Origin of the sequence: Psychrobacillus sp. (assembly GCF_032154225.1) — a bacterium.
Classification (GTDB): domain Bacteria; phylum Bacillota; class Bacilli; order Bacillales_A; family Planococcaceae; genus Psychrobacillus.
Map to the genome: position 1 here is coordinate 714,767 of NZ_JALDYF010000001.1, position 16,031 is coordinate 730,797.

15 protein-coding genes are annotated in these 16,031 nt (G+C 35.8%); 2 read left to right on the plus strand and 13 right to left on the minus strand.

The annotated features are described in order from the left end of the window. The 6 genes from RUH95_RS03630 to RUH95_RS03655 all read right to left on the minus strand — a co-directional run bounded on the left by RUH95_RS03630 (position 1) and on the right by RUH95_RS03655 (position 8,752). Positions 1-930 (minus strand): ABC transporter ATP-binding protein, encoded by a 930-nt coding sequence (locus RUH95_RS03630; RefSeq protein ID WP_313891452.1) that lies wholly within the window; start codon positions 928-930, stop codon positions 1-3. Continuing rightward, a complete protein-coding gene (locus RUH95_RS03635) occupies positions 927-3,347 on the minus strand; it encodes a hypothetical protein (RefSeq protein WP_313891453.1) in 2,421 nt (806 codons plus the stop codon). The genes RUH95_RS03630 and RUH95_RS03635 overlap by 4 nt, the downstream gene beginning before the upstream one ends. A 69-nt stretch (positions 3,348-3,416) precedes the next feature. After that, positions 3,417-4,292 carry a transcriptional regulator CcpC gene (locus tag RUH95_RS03640; protein WP_313891454.1) on the minus strand — a complete coding sequence of 292 codons (876 nt, stop codon included), beginning with the start codon at positions 4,290-4,292 and terminating at the stop codon, positions 3,417-3,419. A gap of 989 nt (positions 4,293-5,281) precedes the next feature. Beyond that, positions 5,282-5,728: a cyclic-di-AMP-binding protein CbpB gene (gene cbpB, locus RUH95_RS03645; RefSeq protein ID WP_313891455.1), complete on the minus strand. Its 447-nt coding sequence runs from the start codon at positions 5,726-5,728 to the stop codon at positions 5,282-5,284. A 108-nt stretch (positions 5,729-5,836) separates the two neighbouring features. Next, positions 5,837-6,604, minus strand: a complete 768-nt coding sequence (fadH, locus tag RUH95_RS03650) for a 2,4-dienoyl-CoA reductase (protein WP_313891456.1) — start codon at positions 6,602-6,604, stop codon at positions 5,837-5,839. An 87-nt stretch (positions 6,605-6,691) separates the two neighbouring features. Then, complete coding sequence (locus RUH95_RS03655; protein WP_313891457.1) at positions 6,692-8,752, minus strand: sensor domain-containing protein; 2,061 nt, start codon at positions 8,750-8,752, stop codon at positions 6,692-6,694. 200 nt (positions 8,753-8,952) lie between these two features. Between RUH95_RS03655 and RUH95_RS03660 the strand changes: the two genes are divergently transcribed. After that, positions 8,953-9,423, plus strand: a complete 471-nt coding sequence (locus RUH95_RS03660) for a YkyB family protein (protein ID WP_313891458.1) — start codon at positions 8,953-8,955, stop codon at positions 9,421-9,423. Between the two features lie 490 nt (positions 9,424-9,913). Here the strand turns inward: RUH95_RS03660 and RUH95_RS03665 are convergent, their stop codons facing one another. The 7 genes from RUH95_RS03665 to RUH95_RS03695 form a co-directional block, all read right to left on the minus strand. Further along, on the minus strand, positions 9,914-10,819 hold the full coding sequence (locus RUH95_RS03665) for a chemotaxis protein (protein ID WP_313891459.1): 906 nt from the start codon (positions 10,817-10,819) through the stop codon (positions 9,914-9,916). Between the two features lie 80 nt (positions 10,820-10,899). Further along, positions 10,900-11,790, minus strand: coding sequence for an NAD(P)-dependent oxidoreductase (locus tag RUH95_RS03670; RefSeq protein WP_313891460.1), 891 nt, complete (start codon positions 11,788-11,790; stop codon positions 10,900-10,902). A gap of 120 nt (positions 11,791-11,910) precedes the next feature. Beyond that, positions 11,911-13,140 carry a hypothetical protein gene (locus RUH95_RS03675; protein ID WP_313891461.1) on the minus strand — a complete coding sequence of 410 codons (1,230 nt, stop codon included), beginning with the start codon at positions 13,138-13,140 and terminating at the stop codon, positions 11,911-11,913. After that, positions 13,133-14,293 (minus strand): DUF58 domain-containing protein, encoded by a 1,161-nt coding sequence (locus RUH95_RS03680; protein ID WP_313891462.1) that lies wholly within the window; start codon positions 14,291-14,293, stop codon positions 13,133-13,135. Before RUH95_RS03680 ends, RUH95_RS03675 begins: the two co-directional genes overlap by 8 nt. Continuing rightward, complete coding sequence (locus RUH95_RS03685) at positions 14,293-15,228, minus strand: AAA family ATPase (protein ID WP_313891463.1); 936 nt, start codon at positions 15,226-15,228, stop codon at positions 14,293-14,295. Before RUH95_RS03685 ends, RUH95_RS03680 begins: the two co-directional genes overlap by 1 nt. Positions 15,229-15,251: 23 nt before the next feature. Further along, positions 15,252-15,413 (minus strand): aspartyl-phosphate phosphatase Spo0E family protein, encoded by a 162-nt coding sequence (locus RUH95_RS03690; protein WP_313891464.1) that lies wholly within the window; start codon positions 15,411-15,413, stop codon positions 15,252-15,254. 92 nt (positions 15,414-15,505) lie between these two features. Continuing rightward, positions 15,506-15,718 carry a hypothetical protein gene (locus RUH95_RS03695; protein ID WP_397469472.1) on the minus strand — a complete coding sequence of 71 codons (213 nt, stop codon included), beginning with the start codon at positions 15,716-15,718 and terminating at the stop codon, positions 15,506-15,508. Positions 15,719-15,808: 90 nt separating this feature from the next. Here RUH95_RS03695 and RUH95_RS03700 point away from each other — a divergent pair, with 90 nt between their 5' ends. Further along, on the plus strand, positions 15,809-15,997 hold the full coding sequence (locus RUH95_RS03700) for a YkvS family protein (protein WP_313891465.1): 189 nt from the start codon (positions 15,809-15,811) through the stop codon (positions 15,995-15,997). Positions 15,998-16,031: the final 34 nt, after the last annotated feature.

Genomic DNA, 16,031 nt, shown 5'->3' on the forward strand with positions numbered 1-16,031 from the left:
TTATTTCGCTCCTTTCGTAATTTCCATAAAGACATCCTCAAGATCTGTTTCTGCTTCTGAGAAGGAAATAATACGCAACGAATGATCTAACGCTTTTTTCAGCAACTCAATTTGGTCCTCTTCTGAACCACGATATTTAAATGTAATACTATTTTTTTCGTCATTCATTTCTACTTTCGATACGAACGGATCTTCTTCAAAAAACGTCGATGCATTTTCTAATAATCCTTTTATTTTTACAGTTATTATTCTTTCTCCAGCTAATTGTGATTGAATTTCTGCAACCGAACCGTGGGCGATTAACTTTCCACCATCTATTACGCCAATTTCATCACACATTTCAGCAAGTTCTGGCAAAATATGAGAAGAAATAAGTATCGTCTTCCCCATTCCCTTCAGCTGCTTTAAAATATCTCTCATTTCTACACGTGCACGTGGATCAAGTCCTGACGCTGGCTCATCTAATATAAGTACTTTGGGATCATGAATAAGTGAACGAGCCAAGCATAATCGTTGCTTCATCCCTCTTGATAAAAGATCTACATATTCATAGCGTTTATGCGTAAGATTAACTAAATCTAATAATTGCGGGATTAAAATTTCTCTTTCTGCTTCAGAAATTCCATAGCTCGCTCCGTAGAAATCCAAATACTCATTTGCTTTTAATTGGTCATACACACCAAAAAAATCAGGCATGTAGCCGATTAACTTGCGCACTTCATGTGCATCCTTTTTCACGCTTTTTCCATTAATAAATGCATCACCAGCAGTAGGCTGAAGAAGAGTTGCCAATATGGAGAAAGTAGTGGATTTCCCTGCTCCATTAGCACCAACAAACCCAAATACCGTTCCTTCTTGTAACGTTAGATTTAAATCATTTAAAGCATAAAAAGAACCATATTTTTTCGTAAGTCCTTTGATTTCAATCATTTTGAAACCTCTCCTTTCAAACGTACTTCCGGAAGTTTAGTATACATATCTCCTTGAATCGCTTTTTTATGCAGTTTGTAGTAAACGACCCCGTCCGCATCTACATAATCTTGAATATTTTCATCAATCGTAACTCGGCTTTCCGCAATTTCTTCAAATGCCGCTGTTTTCACATTCCAAATTTCAATCGTTTGCGAATTTCTATCTGTATTTGCTATTTGTAACTGTGTCCAAGTTACTTCATCCATTGGAATTGTATCTGGGATTTTCCAATAGGCATTGTATGTTCCATCATCTAAATGCCACTCTAAATTAGCAGGAGATACTGGCTCCATATACTTGCCGAACTCTTCTGTATTTAAATTGACCGTAAACATTGTCGCTGGTAATACAAAATCTCCTGCAAAAATAACATCCGCTTTAAAAGGTTGAATGATTAAATGCTCTGCTGACATTTCTACTTTTTTGTCTTTAAGCTCAATTGGTATTAAATTGTCCTCCGCATAAGCAATAATAACCGGGCTCGTTCCAGCCTGATTAAATACTTGACTAGACCCAAGTAGCGACTGTCTTCTTTGCTCCACTAAATCTACTGGTGTATTTGTATTGGAAATATTGCCGTATCCATATCCACTATTCATATATGGATTCACAGTAGGTAGCAACATGACGGAGCCTAGTTCTTTATTGACATCTAACTTTTCTCCCGGTTGTAAATCTCCTAGCTCAATCAGTTTACTTCCCGACCAAATCGACACTTTTTTCAAGGCAAACTGAAAATCATTTTTAATCGTTCCAATCGCTTTACTTGCTTCTACTCGAATATCAACATCCATTTTCCCTACATCTTGCAATTGCGTTTCTCCATAAAAAGACGAAACAGACCAGTAGCCTACATCTCTAAAAGTAAGTTCACTATTCGATGCATGTTTTTCTAGCATAATATCTTCATATACATTTGCAGACTGTCCAGTTAACGAATTCGTTGATCTCTGTGCAATCATTGTAGTAGATACTGGTGCCTCAAATGAAAATTCACCACTTCTATTACTTAAAAGCGATTGTGCATAATAACCACTCAAGCTATTGTCTTCATTTACATATAAAAAGGAAGACTGCTGAACTTGTGGTCGAGCGATTCTATCTTTTGCGCCATAGCCAAAAATGGCAGCAGAAGCAATGATCGAAATAAGCGGAATAAACACCCACGCATACTCTCTTTTATCTTTTCTTTTTAAAATAATATAAAGCAAAGGACCAATTAATAGCATATAAATTACGACAATACCTATCATTAAAGGGGTAGACACTTTAAAAGAGCTGAATAATGAATTCGTCGATCCAAGTCCATAAACAAGTTCGTCTTTCCTATTGTTGCCATACATCATCATACTTGATGGCTTCACACCTACTGCTTGTAAAACAGTAGACATTAAATCGCTATAGACAGGATCTTTCGCTAAAGGATCATCTCCTAGTGAAAAGCTTGTTTGAATAATTGCACCACTCCCTAGCTGTTTTTTTGCAGCTAAAAGAGTTCCATCCATATTTAATAACTGAGTTGCTCCTTCATTTAAAGAAGCATCGTAAACAGTTAAATTATTCGATAATGTATTATTTGCTGTAACAGCACGAAGGAGTTCAGGTGATAAACTTGTTGTACTTGATTGAAAAGTAAGCGGTAAATACGCTCCTAGCGTTCCTAATTCAGCGACCGTATTATCAGAAGCACCTACAATGATATAACCACCAGCACTTACATAATCAATCAGTGCTTGTTGCTGTATTTCTTCCAAATCAGCTAATACGAATTCGTCAATAATAATATAATCCGCCATTTTCCAAGCTATTGCATCAGATGGAAATAGGAAGTTATTCAATTGAGCAATATGAATTACTTCATCATTTAATTGGTTTGGCTGTTTTAATTGGTTTAACACTTTCAAGCGATCTGCGCTATTCGTTAAAGTAAAATAAAAAATGGTATTCGGGTCTATAAAACTTGCTTTTAAATTTTTTGTTCCTTTAAAATCAATTGACTTTCCTTTTTCCCAACCACCTTCAAAAAAGTGGATTGTTTGAGCGTTTGACCCTTGATACATATAATCTTCGGTCAATCCAGCTACTGCAATTTGCACTGTTTTCGTCTCTCCAGCACCAATTTCAAAAGGAATTACTTGCCCATTTCCTAAGTTATACGATTCAATAATATCGAATACAAGATCCCCGGTAAATGCATCTCCTTTGTTTTCTACCGTTACTGTGATCGGCAAACCTTCTCCATATTTTGCTTTTCCGTTAAAACCAGTCGTTACTTTGACTTGCAAATTTGGTGCAGCTAGTGCATCCATCGTTGGCAGTATTGTAAAATATATGATTAATGCCGTGATAACCAACGCAAACTTTCGAATTCGCATATGTAGTCCTCCTTTGTTCTTATATGTATTAGTACGTTAATAAACAATCTAGGTTCCTTACTTTCTGACTTATTGGAACTTTTTTGCGTGTTCATTAACAATACTTACAAATGCCTCCACTTGCGGAAGCTCAAAGGCCGAGTCGTAACCTATTAACCAAGTATCTCGTGTTAGCTCAAATTGTTCTTCTTGATTCGTTAATGGTATTTTATTTACTTCTTCATGTCCGTTTAGCGTGATGGATGGAAGAATTGCATACCCTATACCATTCAAAGCCATCTGCTTACATGTTTCTATTTGATCAACAATAATTTGTCTTCTTGGATTTGTCGAAAAATGTTTTTGCCACCATTGTTGTATTTCTTGATAATAATTGGAATCACTTTTAAATTGAATAAACGGTTTGTCCGTTGTTAAAACATCATCAACCGAAGTCATTTCTTTGTCTACTAAGTAAAGCGTGTCACGAAAAAGATGCACTTTTGGCCCTTTCCAATCTGTTTGTCCTCGGACAATTCCAATATGAGCCTCTCCATCATATAAAGACTTAACAATTTCAGAGCTCCATCCTGTAAGCAATGAAATCTTTGCTTCTGGATACGTTTGAACAAAATCCTTCAATACTTTCGGCAGCCAATTTTGCCCAACGATAGAAGCACAAGCAATTTTCAATGTCCCATGTACTTTAGACGATAAAGATTGGATCATTTCATACGTTTCTTCTCTTTCCTGTATCATTTTAATCGCAAATTCGATTACTATTTCTCCTTCTGGAGTAGGAGTTAATCCTTTTTGTGAGCGGAGAAATAATTTGCTATTCCACTCTTTTTCAATTGATTGCAATCTTAATGACAAAGCTGGCTGTGATAAAAACAACCGCTCTGCCGCTTTTCGCATATTTTGTTCCTCTGCTAACACTTTAATAACAAGAAAATCAGACGTCATTTTTTTACCTCTTCCTTTTTTTACATACTTTTCAAAAACACCATAGTAAAGAGTTTCCGCTAGGATTTACGCTGCAGGGGTGGATGCTTTCCGCGGGCGTTGCCTCAGCCGCTTCCATCGCATGCGCTCGGTCCAGGGTCTTCGGCAAACGCTTTTAACGCCGGAGTCGCCAGCCCTTTCGCTTCAATCCAATGGAGCTTGCTATTTATTATAGAATGGAGGGACTATTTCTTACAAAAGAGAAAGTAAATGAAAGCTTTCTTTTCCAACCAAAATACGAAGCGTGGCAAATCTTGAGGCAAATGCAAATAGACAGCATTGAAAAAGTGCAGATCGAAAATTGCCCTTGCTAAATTGGAGATTAATCGTCACTTTTTATAGATAAGCCCAAATCTCCATAAAATAATAACCTGTATAAATAACGAAACACTAATTACCTAGTACAGCAAGGGTATAATAGCTGTTCGTTAAGAAGGTCTATTTTGCTCGCCATTGAAGTATGATCGTTTCACCTTGCGAAAATAGGGCTTTTACTCTAACTAAATAACCTGCCCTAGTGGTTTGAAACGAAAGGGAGGCGACTCCGGTGAAGCGGGACAGGTGAGACTCCGCAGGGCGCGCTAGCGACCGAGGAGGCTCACCGCCAGGCCCACGGAAAGCGTCCTCTCTGCAGCGAAAATCCCAGCGGAAGCTCACTAAGCACGCATTTTATATAGAAAACAGGATTAAGGCTTCCAATAGCCCGACACTAAATAGCGTTAAAAAAGGAACCATTGTAAGTGACTGGTCACTTGCAACGGCTCCTTAAAACCTTATACAAAGGCCTTTTATTGACTGATAAGAATGTATTTGCTTTCCTACTTAGTAATTGTTTAGCTTCGGCGCCTAGCCCCTCGGGTCAAATGTGAATAATCTGCGGTGGCTGTGGAACTGCCTCCTCGCTTTTCCCCATTTGTCTTCCGGGGCAGACATAGGCGCTTCCGCATTTTCTATTGTACTTGTGATTGATATAAATACTTTTTCATTTGTTTTAAAATAACTCTTCGCGTTAAAATTCCTAAAAATGTTTGTTCATCATCTATTACACATATATAAGGATTATTCACTAATAAATCCAAACCTTTTTGGAACTTTTCTTCTATATGAATGACAGCTACATCTGATTTCATAATTTCATCTACTTTTAATGATGGTAATCGTTCATATTCAATATGCTCCATGCCTAAAATTTCATCTGTAATTTGTTGAGCACTGATTAACCCTTGCAGTCTATATTTTATATCTAAAACTGGTATAGAAGAATAACCTGTTTTTGTTAATACTAATAAAGCATGTTCCGCATTATTCCCTAATTGGACATGCGCAACTTTTTCTGCTGAAATAATAAATTCCTTAATCGGAATTTGTAAAAAATCCTTACTAGTTACTGATAACATTGCATTCTACTCCTTCGTTTACATGAAAAAACTACGAAACCTATAAGTCTATCATAGCATACGAAGGATAGAAAAAACTATGAAATCGCTTTCATCTTCTCTACATTTTTAAAACGGGAATTGGTTCAAGCATTGACCGCCATCTAGTGTAACTATTTCTCCGTTCATATAAGTGGCCTTATCAGACATGATGAAAGCAGCAAGCTCTGCAATTTCTTCTGGTTTTCCAAGTCGCCCTAGTGGCACTGATTTTAATGTTCTTTTCGCCGCTTCTTCTGATTCCCAAAGCTTTTCTGCTCCACCAGTTCGTTCAATTGGGCCTGGAGCAATTCCGTTGACACGAATTCCATATTTAGATCCCCACTCTACTGCAAGTGTTCTCGTTAATGACATTACTCCAGCCTTTGCAGCTGCTGAATGAGCCACACCAGCTCCTGCTCCCCAAGCATATGTTGCAAGCATATTCAATATTGCCCCTTTGCTTTCTTTCGCTATCCAGTAGTTCCCAACTGCATGAGAGCAGTAAAATGATCCATTTAATACAATATCAATAACAGCTTTCCATCCATTCGGTGAAAGCTTTTCTGTTTCTACGATAAAATTTCCAGCAGCATTATTTACTAAACCATCAATGTTCCCAAATGTTTTATCTGTAAAAGCAACCATCGCTTCCACATGTTCTGGATTTCGTACATCCATTTGAAATACTTCAATCGTTTTTCCATAAGCCTCAATTTCTTTTTTGGCATTTTCTAGTCTTTCTAAATCACGCCCAGTAATAACGACATTTGCACCTTCTGCAACAAATTTCATCGCCATATACATTCCCATCCCGCTTGAACCACCAGTAACGATCATTGTTTTTCCTTGTAACATTATGCAGCCCCCCTTTTAATTGAATGAATATTCACTCATTATTCTATCATAATTTAAAAAGAAAAGCCGTAAATCTCTAAAAGAAATTTACGACCTTCCGCTTACCATATATGATTCATTAATATCCTGAATAGGCACAGGTCGACCAAATAAATACCCTTGTGCTTTTTGACATTTTGCTAATTTTAAAATGTCCACCTGAACATCTTTTTCTACACCTTCTGCAACAACTTCCATACCTAGACTATGCGCCAGCTGAATAATCGTTGTAGCAATTGCTGCATTTTTTTTATCTGTTTCCATATCCTTAATAAAAGATTGGTCAATTTTAATAATATCAATTGGATACTGCTTTAAATAACTTAAAGATGAATAGCCAGTTCCAAAATCATCAATGGAAATTACTACGCCAATTTCTTTTAACTCCTTAAGCATAACTAATGTATCCGTCATATCGGTCATTGCACTTTCCGTAATTTCAACTTCTAACGAACATGGACTAATTTTGTATTTATTAATTTTATCTCGAATTTTAATAGCAAAATTCTCTTGTTTGAATTGGTTAGGCGAAATATTTACAGCAACGCGTACAGCTCGATATCCTTTTTCTTGCCAATATTTCAACTGTTTGCAAACTTCTTCAAGCACCCAATCCCCTAGATGCATAATAATTCCCGACTTTTCTGCAAGCGGGATAAAATGCATCGGTGTGACATAACCGAATTTTTTATTATTCCATCGAAGTAACGCTTCAAAAGAATTGATCTCGCCTGTAGCAAGATTCACCTGCGGCTGATAATGAATGGAGAGCTCTTCTTTTTCAATCGCTCTTCTTAAATGGGATTCCATAAGAGCTTCATTTGGAAAAGATAAATTCATCTGCTCTTGGTAATAACGATAATGCGCTCTTCCGCGATCTTTCGCTACATATAAAGCCTGATCTGCTTTAATAAGTAACTCATCCATTTGGGAACCGTCGCAAGGAAAAATCGACATGCCGATGGAAGCTGTTACAAAATATTCTTGGTGGTTTAAATAAATCGGCTTCGAAAGTTCCTCTAAAATACTTTTAGCGAAGTCACTAGACTGTTCTCTCGTTTTGCCTTTTAAAATATAAACAAATTCGTCGCCACTTTGTCTATATAAACTACTTGTTTCATCCACATTTAAACCTAGTCGGTCTGCAATTTTTTTCAAAAACTCATCACCGTAATTATAGCCAAGTGATTCATTGATTAATTTAAAACGATCTAAATCAATTCGCATAATCGTCAAATATTCGTTTCGGCTAGTTGCATTCATTAAATTTTCGCGTAAATGCTCTTTTAAAGCACGACGATTCCACAGTCCAGTCAAATGATCGTGATATGCTAAATAATTTAACTGGTTTTGATCGTTCGTCAAACCTAATGTATTTCGTACAATCAAGTGAAATCCTTTTACACTGTCTCCCACTAAGATTGGCACTGTTTTCAAATACACTGGCAGATTATATCCTTTTTGGTGTTGCATTAAGCAACCATGCATTTCAGAAGCATAACCACTTAATGTTCGTTTCAGCATTAACTGAAAGTTACTTACTGACGCACTTTCAATAAGTTCTATAACTGGCTTTTCCAATAAATTTTTCCCCGTATAACCTAATATTTTAAAAGCAATCGAATTCGAGCTCTGAATAAACCCGTTTTCATCGATCGAAAAAACAATATCTAAATTATTGTTCACAATAGAAAGATACTTATCTTTCATTTCAATAAGCGCCGTTTTTTCATCTTCTTCTTTTGTTCGATTCATCATCAATATCCCATAAACCTGAGTCGCTGCTTCTTTTAGTTGTACGATGGAAATATCGAAAATATACAATTTGTTTTGTATTGTAATCGAATGTTTTAAAAATTTTTTTTGTTTTTCACCTGTGTCATATGTAAATAAAATATGAAATTGCTTCCAAACTTCTTCTGAAAAGAATGTTTTGGCATTTTGCAATTTATCTGTAAACATTTTTGCTCCAATGTCATTTGTGTATATGATTGAAAATTCACCTGCATCGTCTTCTTTCAATAAGAAAGTAAACTGTAGTGGATTTTGATGCAAAATATCAAGTAAATATTCACTAACAGCATGGTTTGTGTTTGCGGAATTATTCATAAAATCCTCCAATAGATGTACGTTAGCAAATTCTTTTTGGTACCATTTCTGTTCTTACTTTACCACAATACTTCGAGAATATGACAAGTTTTTTAAGTTATTAAAATTAAGCAAGAAGTCATTTTTTGATTTTTGTATACAATTCACCAAAAAATTGGTATGATATAGAAAATATACTAATTTTGAAAAGGGGGGATTTCATGACAACCACTATAGATGCCGAACAAATAGCCACAGCAATTTATACAGTCAATCGTCATGCAAAAACAGCAATTGATAATAAACCATTATACGACCTAAAGAAAAAAGCACTTTTAAAAATGTTAGCTGAAGAAAAAGCAACCAAAGTTGGACTTCATTTTGTTCGAAATCCTAAAAATAGTCAACAACAATCCTCCGTATTAATACAATGCGCAGACTATTATTTCCACACAATACCCGTGAAAGAAGATTTTAAAAATTTACCTCATCTTGGCCATTTAGATGATACGTATCGAAACCCCATTCGCAAGATGAATTTAAAAACGGCAAAACAATTACTCACTGATTATATTGGGCCCCAACCAAGTATCCGGAATTCCCCAAAACAATCTACGGTGTACTCTCAAAGATATGCGAAACCGATTAATAATAGTAGTTACAAAAAAAGTACGTCTTATTTAGATCGTTAAGTAGGTCTATTTTGCTCGACATAGGAGTATAATCGTTCCTTCTTGCAAAATAGCTAAGTAACCACCCTACTGGATTGAAGCGAAAGGGAGGTGACTCCTGTGGGTTTAAGCGAGACAAATGAGAACCCGCAGTGAAGCGAAACTTAGTTTTGCGACGAGTAACCGCAGGAGTACGAGCGACCGAGGAGGCTCACCGCCCGCCCCACGGAAAGCGTCCTCCCCGCAGCGAAAATCCTAGCCGAAACTCTCTACTACAACCCACTTTATCTAAAGTACAAATGAAAACGTAATGCAAGTCGAAAATGTGTGTTTTAGTATTAAAGGGTATTCATTTTTTTCCTATTAGCACAAATCTTCAAGAAATAGGATAATCAACAGACATGATAACAAAATGAAGGCCACCAAAGATACAAATTTGGCGCCTTCATTTTTTAATTGTAGATTGCAAAAAAAGAAACGGATGCACAATGAATTTTGCATCCGTCTTCTCCTACAATATAAACTTATCTATCTTTAACACTAACTCTGCAATTTCTGGCTTACTAATTTGATCTTCTGCGCCTACTTGATCACCCTTATGACGCAAATCATCCGTGATTAAACTAGAGAAAATCAACACAGGAAGCTTCGTAAGATTTGGATTTTCTTTTACTTTTCTCGTTAAATGATGTCCATCCATTTGAGGCATTTCAATATCCGTTACAAGCATTTGAACATGCTCTGCAATATCAGACGTTACTTTCACTAAACCTTCTAAATACTCTAACGCATCTTTACCGTTTTCAAAAAACTCTAAATTCATATAGCCTGCTTCGTTTAAAGTATCATGCAATAGTTTTCTTAAAAGTGGAGAATCTTCTGCAATTACAATTTTTTTATCCGATCGTTCTCGTTTACCTAACTTTTTAACAGACTCGACATTAATACCAGACTCTGGATTAATATCAACAATAATTCTTTCAAAGTCGAGTAATAAAATCATTTCGTCCTCACGTTTAATAACGCCAATTACATGAGAAGAAGAACCTTGATAAATATCAGATGGTTTTTCTATTTGATTCCATGAAATACGATGAATTTGCGTTACATTGTCTACATGGAAAACAACTCTTTGTTTATTAAATTCCGCCACGATATACTTTTCTTGTTCATCTCTCGTGTTCGTTTGTAAACCAAGCACTTTTGCCATATCAACGACTGGTAAAACTTCACCACGTAACTGAACAATTCCTTCGACATTCGGATGCGCATGAGGAATATATGTAACCGTGATTGGCTGAATGATTTCTTTCACTTTTATAACGTTAATACCAAACTTATTCGTACCAACTTGAAACTCAACGATTTCTAGCTCATTCGTACCACTTTCAAGTAAAATTCCTTTATGATTGCTCACTTGAATCTTCCTCTCTATTAACATATCTATTAATCCGATTGTATCATATTAGGAGTAGTTTATAACTAGTATACGCACAATTATTTATATATTGTAATTAATGCTTGAGTCCCATTATTCTCATATCCTTCAGCAACAAGCTCATCATACATGGACTTCGCAAGTTGTAAGCCAGGAAGTTTTAAATTCATCTTGTCTGCTTCGTCTAAAGCAATCCCCATGTCTTTTACAAAATGTTTCATATAAAAACCGGGCTCATAATCTCCTACAATCATTCTTGGGGCTAAATTGCTTAATGACCAAGAACCAGCCGCTCCGGTTGAAATAGAACATAAAACTTGCTCTAAATCTAAACCAGCTGCTTTTCCATATGCAAGTGATTCACAAACGCCAATCATTGTAGAAGCTATTGTAATTTGATTGCACATTTTTGTATGTTGACCAGCACCAGCGGGACCTTGATATACAATTGTTGTTCCGAAGTAGTTCAAAAATGGAAGCACTTGATCGAAAGTTTCTTGATCTCCTCCACACATAATCGAAAGCTTACCTGATTGAGCACCAATATCTCCTCCAGAAACAGGGGCATCGAGTGATAACATCCCTTTTTCTTTTGCAGCATTATCTATTTTTTGTGCAAGCGTTGGTGTCGAAGTTGTCATATCAATTACAATTAGCCCTTCATTATCCACTCTAAAAATACCATTTTCACCGAAATAGATTTCTTCCACATCATATGGATAACCAACCATTGTAAACAAAATATGTACATTTTTAGCTACTTCACTCGGGTTATGTGCGTATGTCGCCCCAAGTGTTATTAAATCTTCTGCTTTTTCTTTTGTTCTTGTGTAAAAAATTACCTCAAGCCCTGCATTAAGCAAATGTTTTACAAGACTTTTTCCCATTACACCTGTTCCAATAAAACCAACTTTTCTGTTCTCTGCCAATTTAACTCCCCCACAATCCATTTTTACTAATTACATTGTATCAAAAAAAGAGGACCATCCATATACTTTTGGATGGTCCTTAAAAAGGGGGAAATGAGAATGTTGCTGTGTTCTTTATTACTATTCCCATCTGTCCAATTTTTAAACATCTTTTTTGATAAAATAGTTCGTTTTTGTCATTTCTAATGTTTGGATGAACAATTCAGCTTTAGAAGATTCGATTGACTGACCTCCGTACCTCACTGTTTCATAAATACAAAAAAACTGTTCGTCGACAGACCAATCCATTTTTCCAAACCACTCTCGAACTGTTTCGCTTTTTGCTCGTTCGAATCCTACTGTTTTCGCTTCCTGTTCAAATTGTATATATTGCTCTCTCAATAAAGAGGTTTCAACTTCATAAAAAGATGGGTCCGGTTGTTTCTTTTCTTTTTCTGCCGTAATTATTGCTTCACGTTCGTATTGTATATTACTTAACTCTACCTGAAAGTTTTCTCGTTTTCTTTTCATTATTAGCACGATTAAAACAATTAAGACGACAGCAATTAGTGCAAATACAAGCCATTCAAAAGGAAAGTTAACTGCGCCTCCTTCCGAAATAGTATCCCTTTGCTCAATTTCAGATGATTGTCCTACGGGCACTCGATCTCCAAGTTCTACTTGTTGAATACTTAATCCATTTACAACAGCCATTAAATATTCAATGAGTGGTCCAAATGGAATGATCAATACTCCTACAACCAATTCAATGAGCACATCAAATAGTTCACGAATATCATCAATAACGATATAAACAATCCAACTTAACGAAAATAGTGCAAAAACACCTGCCAAATATCCCGAAAATAATTTCAGCATAGACGATTTGCTTGAACTCATACGAATCGTAAACATCCGTATGCCAGCAAAAAACAAAACTCCACTAACTAAAAGTATAAAAAGTGGCGCACTATAATCTTCATACCTCATGAAAAAAAGAAAAAAATACACACATAGAAAAGTAGCAAAAAGAAGTAATGTAAAACCGCTATCAAGCTCCACTTCATTTTGCACAGTATTATATCTTACATACGCACGCCAATTTGATACACCCAATAAAATGATATAAAGCAAAAAAGAAGCGTCCACACTAAATAGTAAAAAGAGAATAACTGCTGGTACAATGAATGCGATGAAAATATTTGGTCCCATTTTGCTATAAATCACTTGCAGCAAAATGGTGATGACTATTTGCAAAGCAATCCAAACAAATGGCAATGACATAGTTGTTTCATGCTGAAATACGACGAGTACTAGTGCAATAATCCATATATCTTGTAAATAGTTACCAAATGATTGTATTTGTACATGTATAGAGCGAGTATCATTCATCTCTATTATTCCCTCCTTGTTGCACTTCAGAGCGATACATAACGTTCGTACGCTCCTCCCAGTGCTGAAGTAAGGGTTTATATTGCTCTAGACGATGTGTCATAATATGAATGGCAACAGGCAGGTCCTCATGCGACTCTAAGTACGTAATAATTTTCTCGAAAGGTATGAAACTATCATTTTTCGATAAAATAGAAAGAAGCTCTAACGCCTTTATACGATGTGCATCTCCACTTCCAGATGGCAGAAAGACAAACGGCGTCTTACCAAACGTGCGTATATTAATCGCGAATGCGAAAGGAATATTTTGTTTATAACAAGCATCTATATGCGAAGCTAGCCATTCAATTTTATCCTCAAAGTCCGCAACAACACTATACTTTTCCACAACATTTACGACGAACAATACAGAAACATTTGCCACTTTTGTAAACACCTTTGTTTGTAGCTGCTGCATTTTTGCACTAGCCTTCCAATGAATATGATGAAATTGATCTCCTGGAACATATTCTCTTGTTCCAATCGGGAAAAAAGGATCGTCGAAAAGAGATGAAGACAACTCTAAATCTCCTTGCTTAAATTTTGATGGAAGAAGCGTTTCTTGCATTTTATTAATCTGTGGAAATACAATTGCATCCACTAGAATAAGGCGTTGATAATGTAAAATAACAGAGCCTGCCGTTAAAGGATGTGGTATTTGTACTTCTAATTCCTTTATTTTCGAAATGCCCCGTTGAACTCCTTCAATTGGAACTTTCACCGTTATTCTTTTTTTATAGCCAATAGACAGTGGAATGCGAATCTCGTGTAAATGAGTTGTATTTACTTGCGTCCCGATTGGTGCAACGGCAGTTTGAAAAGCAATGATTACGCGGCTATTCCATATTGGTAAGCCTTTATTTTCGAAAGTAAGTTCAAAAAAATTAGCAGAACCTTTCATTAAACGAACTCTTTTCTTTACGTTCACTAATTCCAGCTTTTTTCCGACATTCCGATAATAATAAACTTGCATAAATCCGACCATTAACAATAAAAAAATAACAGCAACAAATACATACTGCTTTAAAAGTACGCTTATCAAAAAAGAAACGACGAGTAGTTGAACGTACATTTTCGTGTTTCTCATTCCAAAATCTTGCCGAGACCAAATCATTAAACACTCGCCTCTACTGGCGCTTCAATCGAATCTACTATTTCTTTCATAACTTCCGAAAGCTCATGAATAAGCATTCCTTCAGAAGACAGCTTCATACGATGCAAAGATACTGGCCCCACCACTTTCTTCACATCATCTGGCGTTATATATGTTCTATTGTTTATAAAAGCACTTGCTTTAGCCGCTTGTAACAACGCGAGTGATGCTCTGCTACTGAGCCCAAGCTCTATGTATGGATGATTTCTCGTTTCATGCACAATCCGAATAATATACGTCATAATATCATCATGAACCTGTACATCTTTCACTTGCTCCGACCATTGTTGCACTTCTTCTAAAGTAACAATTGGAGTCGTTTTCACTTCCCCAGGAGAACGACCGAATTCTTTTAATATAATTCTTTCTTCTTCCATGGAAGGATAGTCTATTGTTAATTTAAATAAAAAACGATCTAGTTGCGCAGCTGGTAAAGGGAATGTCCCTTGCTGAGATTCTACTGGATTTTGCGTTGCAATAACCATAAAAGGAGTTGGCAGTTTAATCGTTTCTCCGTCAATCGTTACTTGTTTCTCTTCCATCGCTTCTAGTAAGCTCGATTGCGTTCTTGGTGTAGCTCGGTTAATCTCATCCGCTAAAAGTATATTGCTCATAACAGGTCCAACTCGTAAAATAAATTCTTGCTGTCGTGGATGAAAAAAGCTGATTCCTGTTACATCTGAAGGCAGTACATCGGGTGTAAATTGCAATCGTTTAAATTCCCCTTGAATCGCTTCTGCAAACGTCTTTGCCATCATTGTTTTTCCTGAACCAGGTACACTTTCAAGTAATACATGACTTTGAACTAATAACCCCATTAACATTAATTCGATTTCTTTCTCTCTACCAATAATCGATTTATTCAATTCTTCTTGAAGTAATTTTAATTTTTGCATGAACATATTCCCCTTTTTGATCGTTAAACGTCTCTGTCATCCTCTAAAAATTGAAATTCATTTAATAGTGTATCTAATTCCGTACTTAAACAAATAGTCTTTTGATCTAAAACTCCATTTTCTAATGCAGATTGAATCATTTTTTCCCTTGTACTCTCCACTCGCCTCAAAAGCGATTCCAGCATACTATCCGCCCCCACACATTAAATGCTTTCCATTTAGTATACATTTTATTTTCCTTATTTAATCATATTTATTATCGACAAAAGACGACAAACTAGCTTCTTTCGACACTTAAATATGTATAAATAACATGTCCTCCTTGTGCCGCACTTCCAGAAAAGTGTTTAAAATCCTGTCTTTTGATCAATACTTCTCTAAATGCAAGAAAGTCATTTTTCGACACTTCCAATGATTGTATGTCACCATTTTGTAATAAGTTTAATTTTTCTTCAAATGAATTCATCCGAATCACTTCTTTCTTTTTCAAAAATGTATTTCTTGTAGTTAAAATACTTTACGTAGACCTTTTTTTAAGGCAAACTGTATTGTATCAAGTTCTTAAAGGGAGGGGTCATCTATGCAAATTGCAGAGATAGGTAATATTATTGAGTTTAAAGATGGTCTTCAAGGTATAGTTGAAAAAGTTTATGATAATTCGGTTATCGTTAATTTGACTTACATGGAAAATTTCGAAGAATTAGCTATGGAAGAAAAAACCGTTATTAATCATAAGCATTATAGAATATTATATAGCAATGTAGAATAAACGTCATTCCGTTCTTCTCATAATAGAAGAACGG

Excerpts from the sequence above, each read along its gene's own strand:
- RUH95_RS03630 (WP_313891452.1), bottom strand. The coding sequence starts at position 930 with ATGATTGAAATCAAAGGACTTACGAAAAAATATGGTTCTTTTTATGCT.
- RUH95_RS03635 (WP_313891453.1), bottom strand. The coding sequence starts at position 3,347 with ATGCGAATTCGAAAGTTTGCGTTGGTTATCACGGCATTAATCATATAT.
- RUH95_RS03640 (WP_313891454.1), bottom strand. The coding sequence starts at position 4,292 with ATGACGTCTGATTTTCTTGTTATTAAAGTGTTAGCAGAGGAACAAAAT.
- cbpB (WP_313891455.1), bottom strand. The coding sequence starts at position 5,728 with ATGTTATCAGTAACTAGTAAGGATTTTTTACAAATTCCGATTAAGGAA.
- fadH (WP_313891456.1), bottom strand. The coding sequence starts at position 6,604 with ATGTTACAAGGAAAAACAATGATCGTTACTGGTGGTTCAAGCGGGATG.
- RUH95_RS03655 (WP_313891457.1), bottom strand. The coding sequence starts at position 8,752 with ATGAATAATTCCGCAAACACAAACCATGCTGTTAGTGAATATTTACTT.
- RUH95_RS03660 (WP_313891458.1), top strand. The coding sequence starts at position 8,953 with ATGACAACCACTATAGATGCCGAACAAATAGCCACAGCAATTTATACA.
- RUH95_RS03670 (WP_313891460.1), bottom strand. The coding sequence starts at position 11,790 with ATGGATTGTGGGGGAGTTAAATTGGCAGAGAACAGAAAAGTTGGTTTT.
- RUH95_RS03675 (WP_313891461.1), bottom strand. The coding sequence starts at position 13,140 with ATGAATGATACTCGCTCTATACATGTACAAATACAATCATTTGGTAAC.
- RUH95_RS03680 (WP_313891462.1), bottom strand. The coding sequence starts at position 14,293 with ATGATTTGGTCTCGGCAAGATTTTGGAATGAGAAACACGAAAATGTAC.
- RUH95_RS03685 (WP_313891463.1), bottom strand. The coding sequence starts at position 15,228 with ATGCAAAAATTAAAATTACTTCAAGAAGAATTGAATAAATCGATTATT.
- RUH95_RS03690 (WP_313891464.1), bottom strand. The coding sequence starts at position 15,413 with ATGCTGGAATCGCTTTTGAGGCGAGTGGAGAGTACAAGGGAAAAAATG.
- RUH95_RS03700 (WP_313891465.1), top strand. The coding sequence starts at position 15,809 with ATGCAAATTGCAGAGATAGGTAATATTATTGAGTTTAAAGATGGTCTT.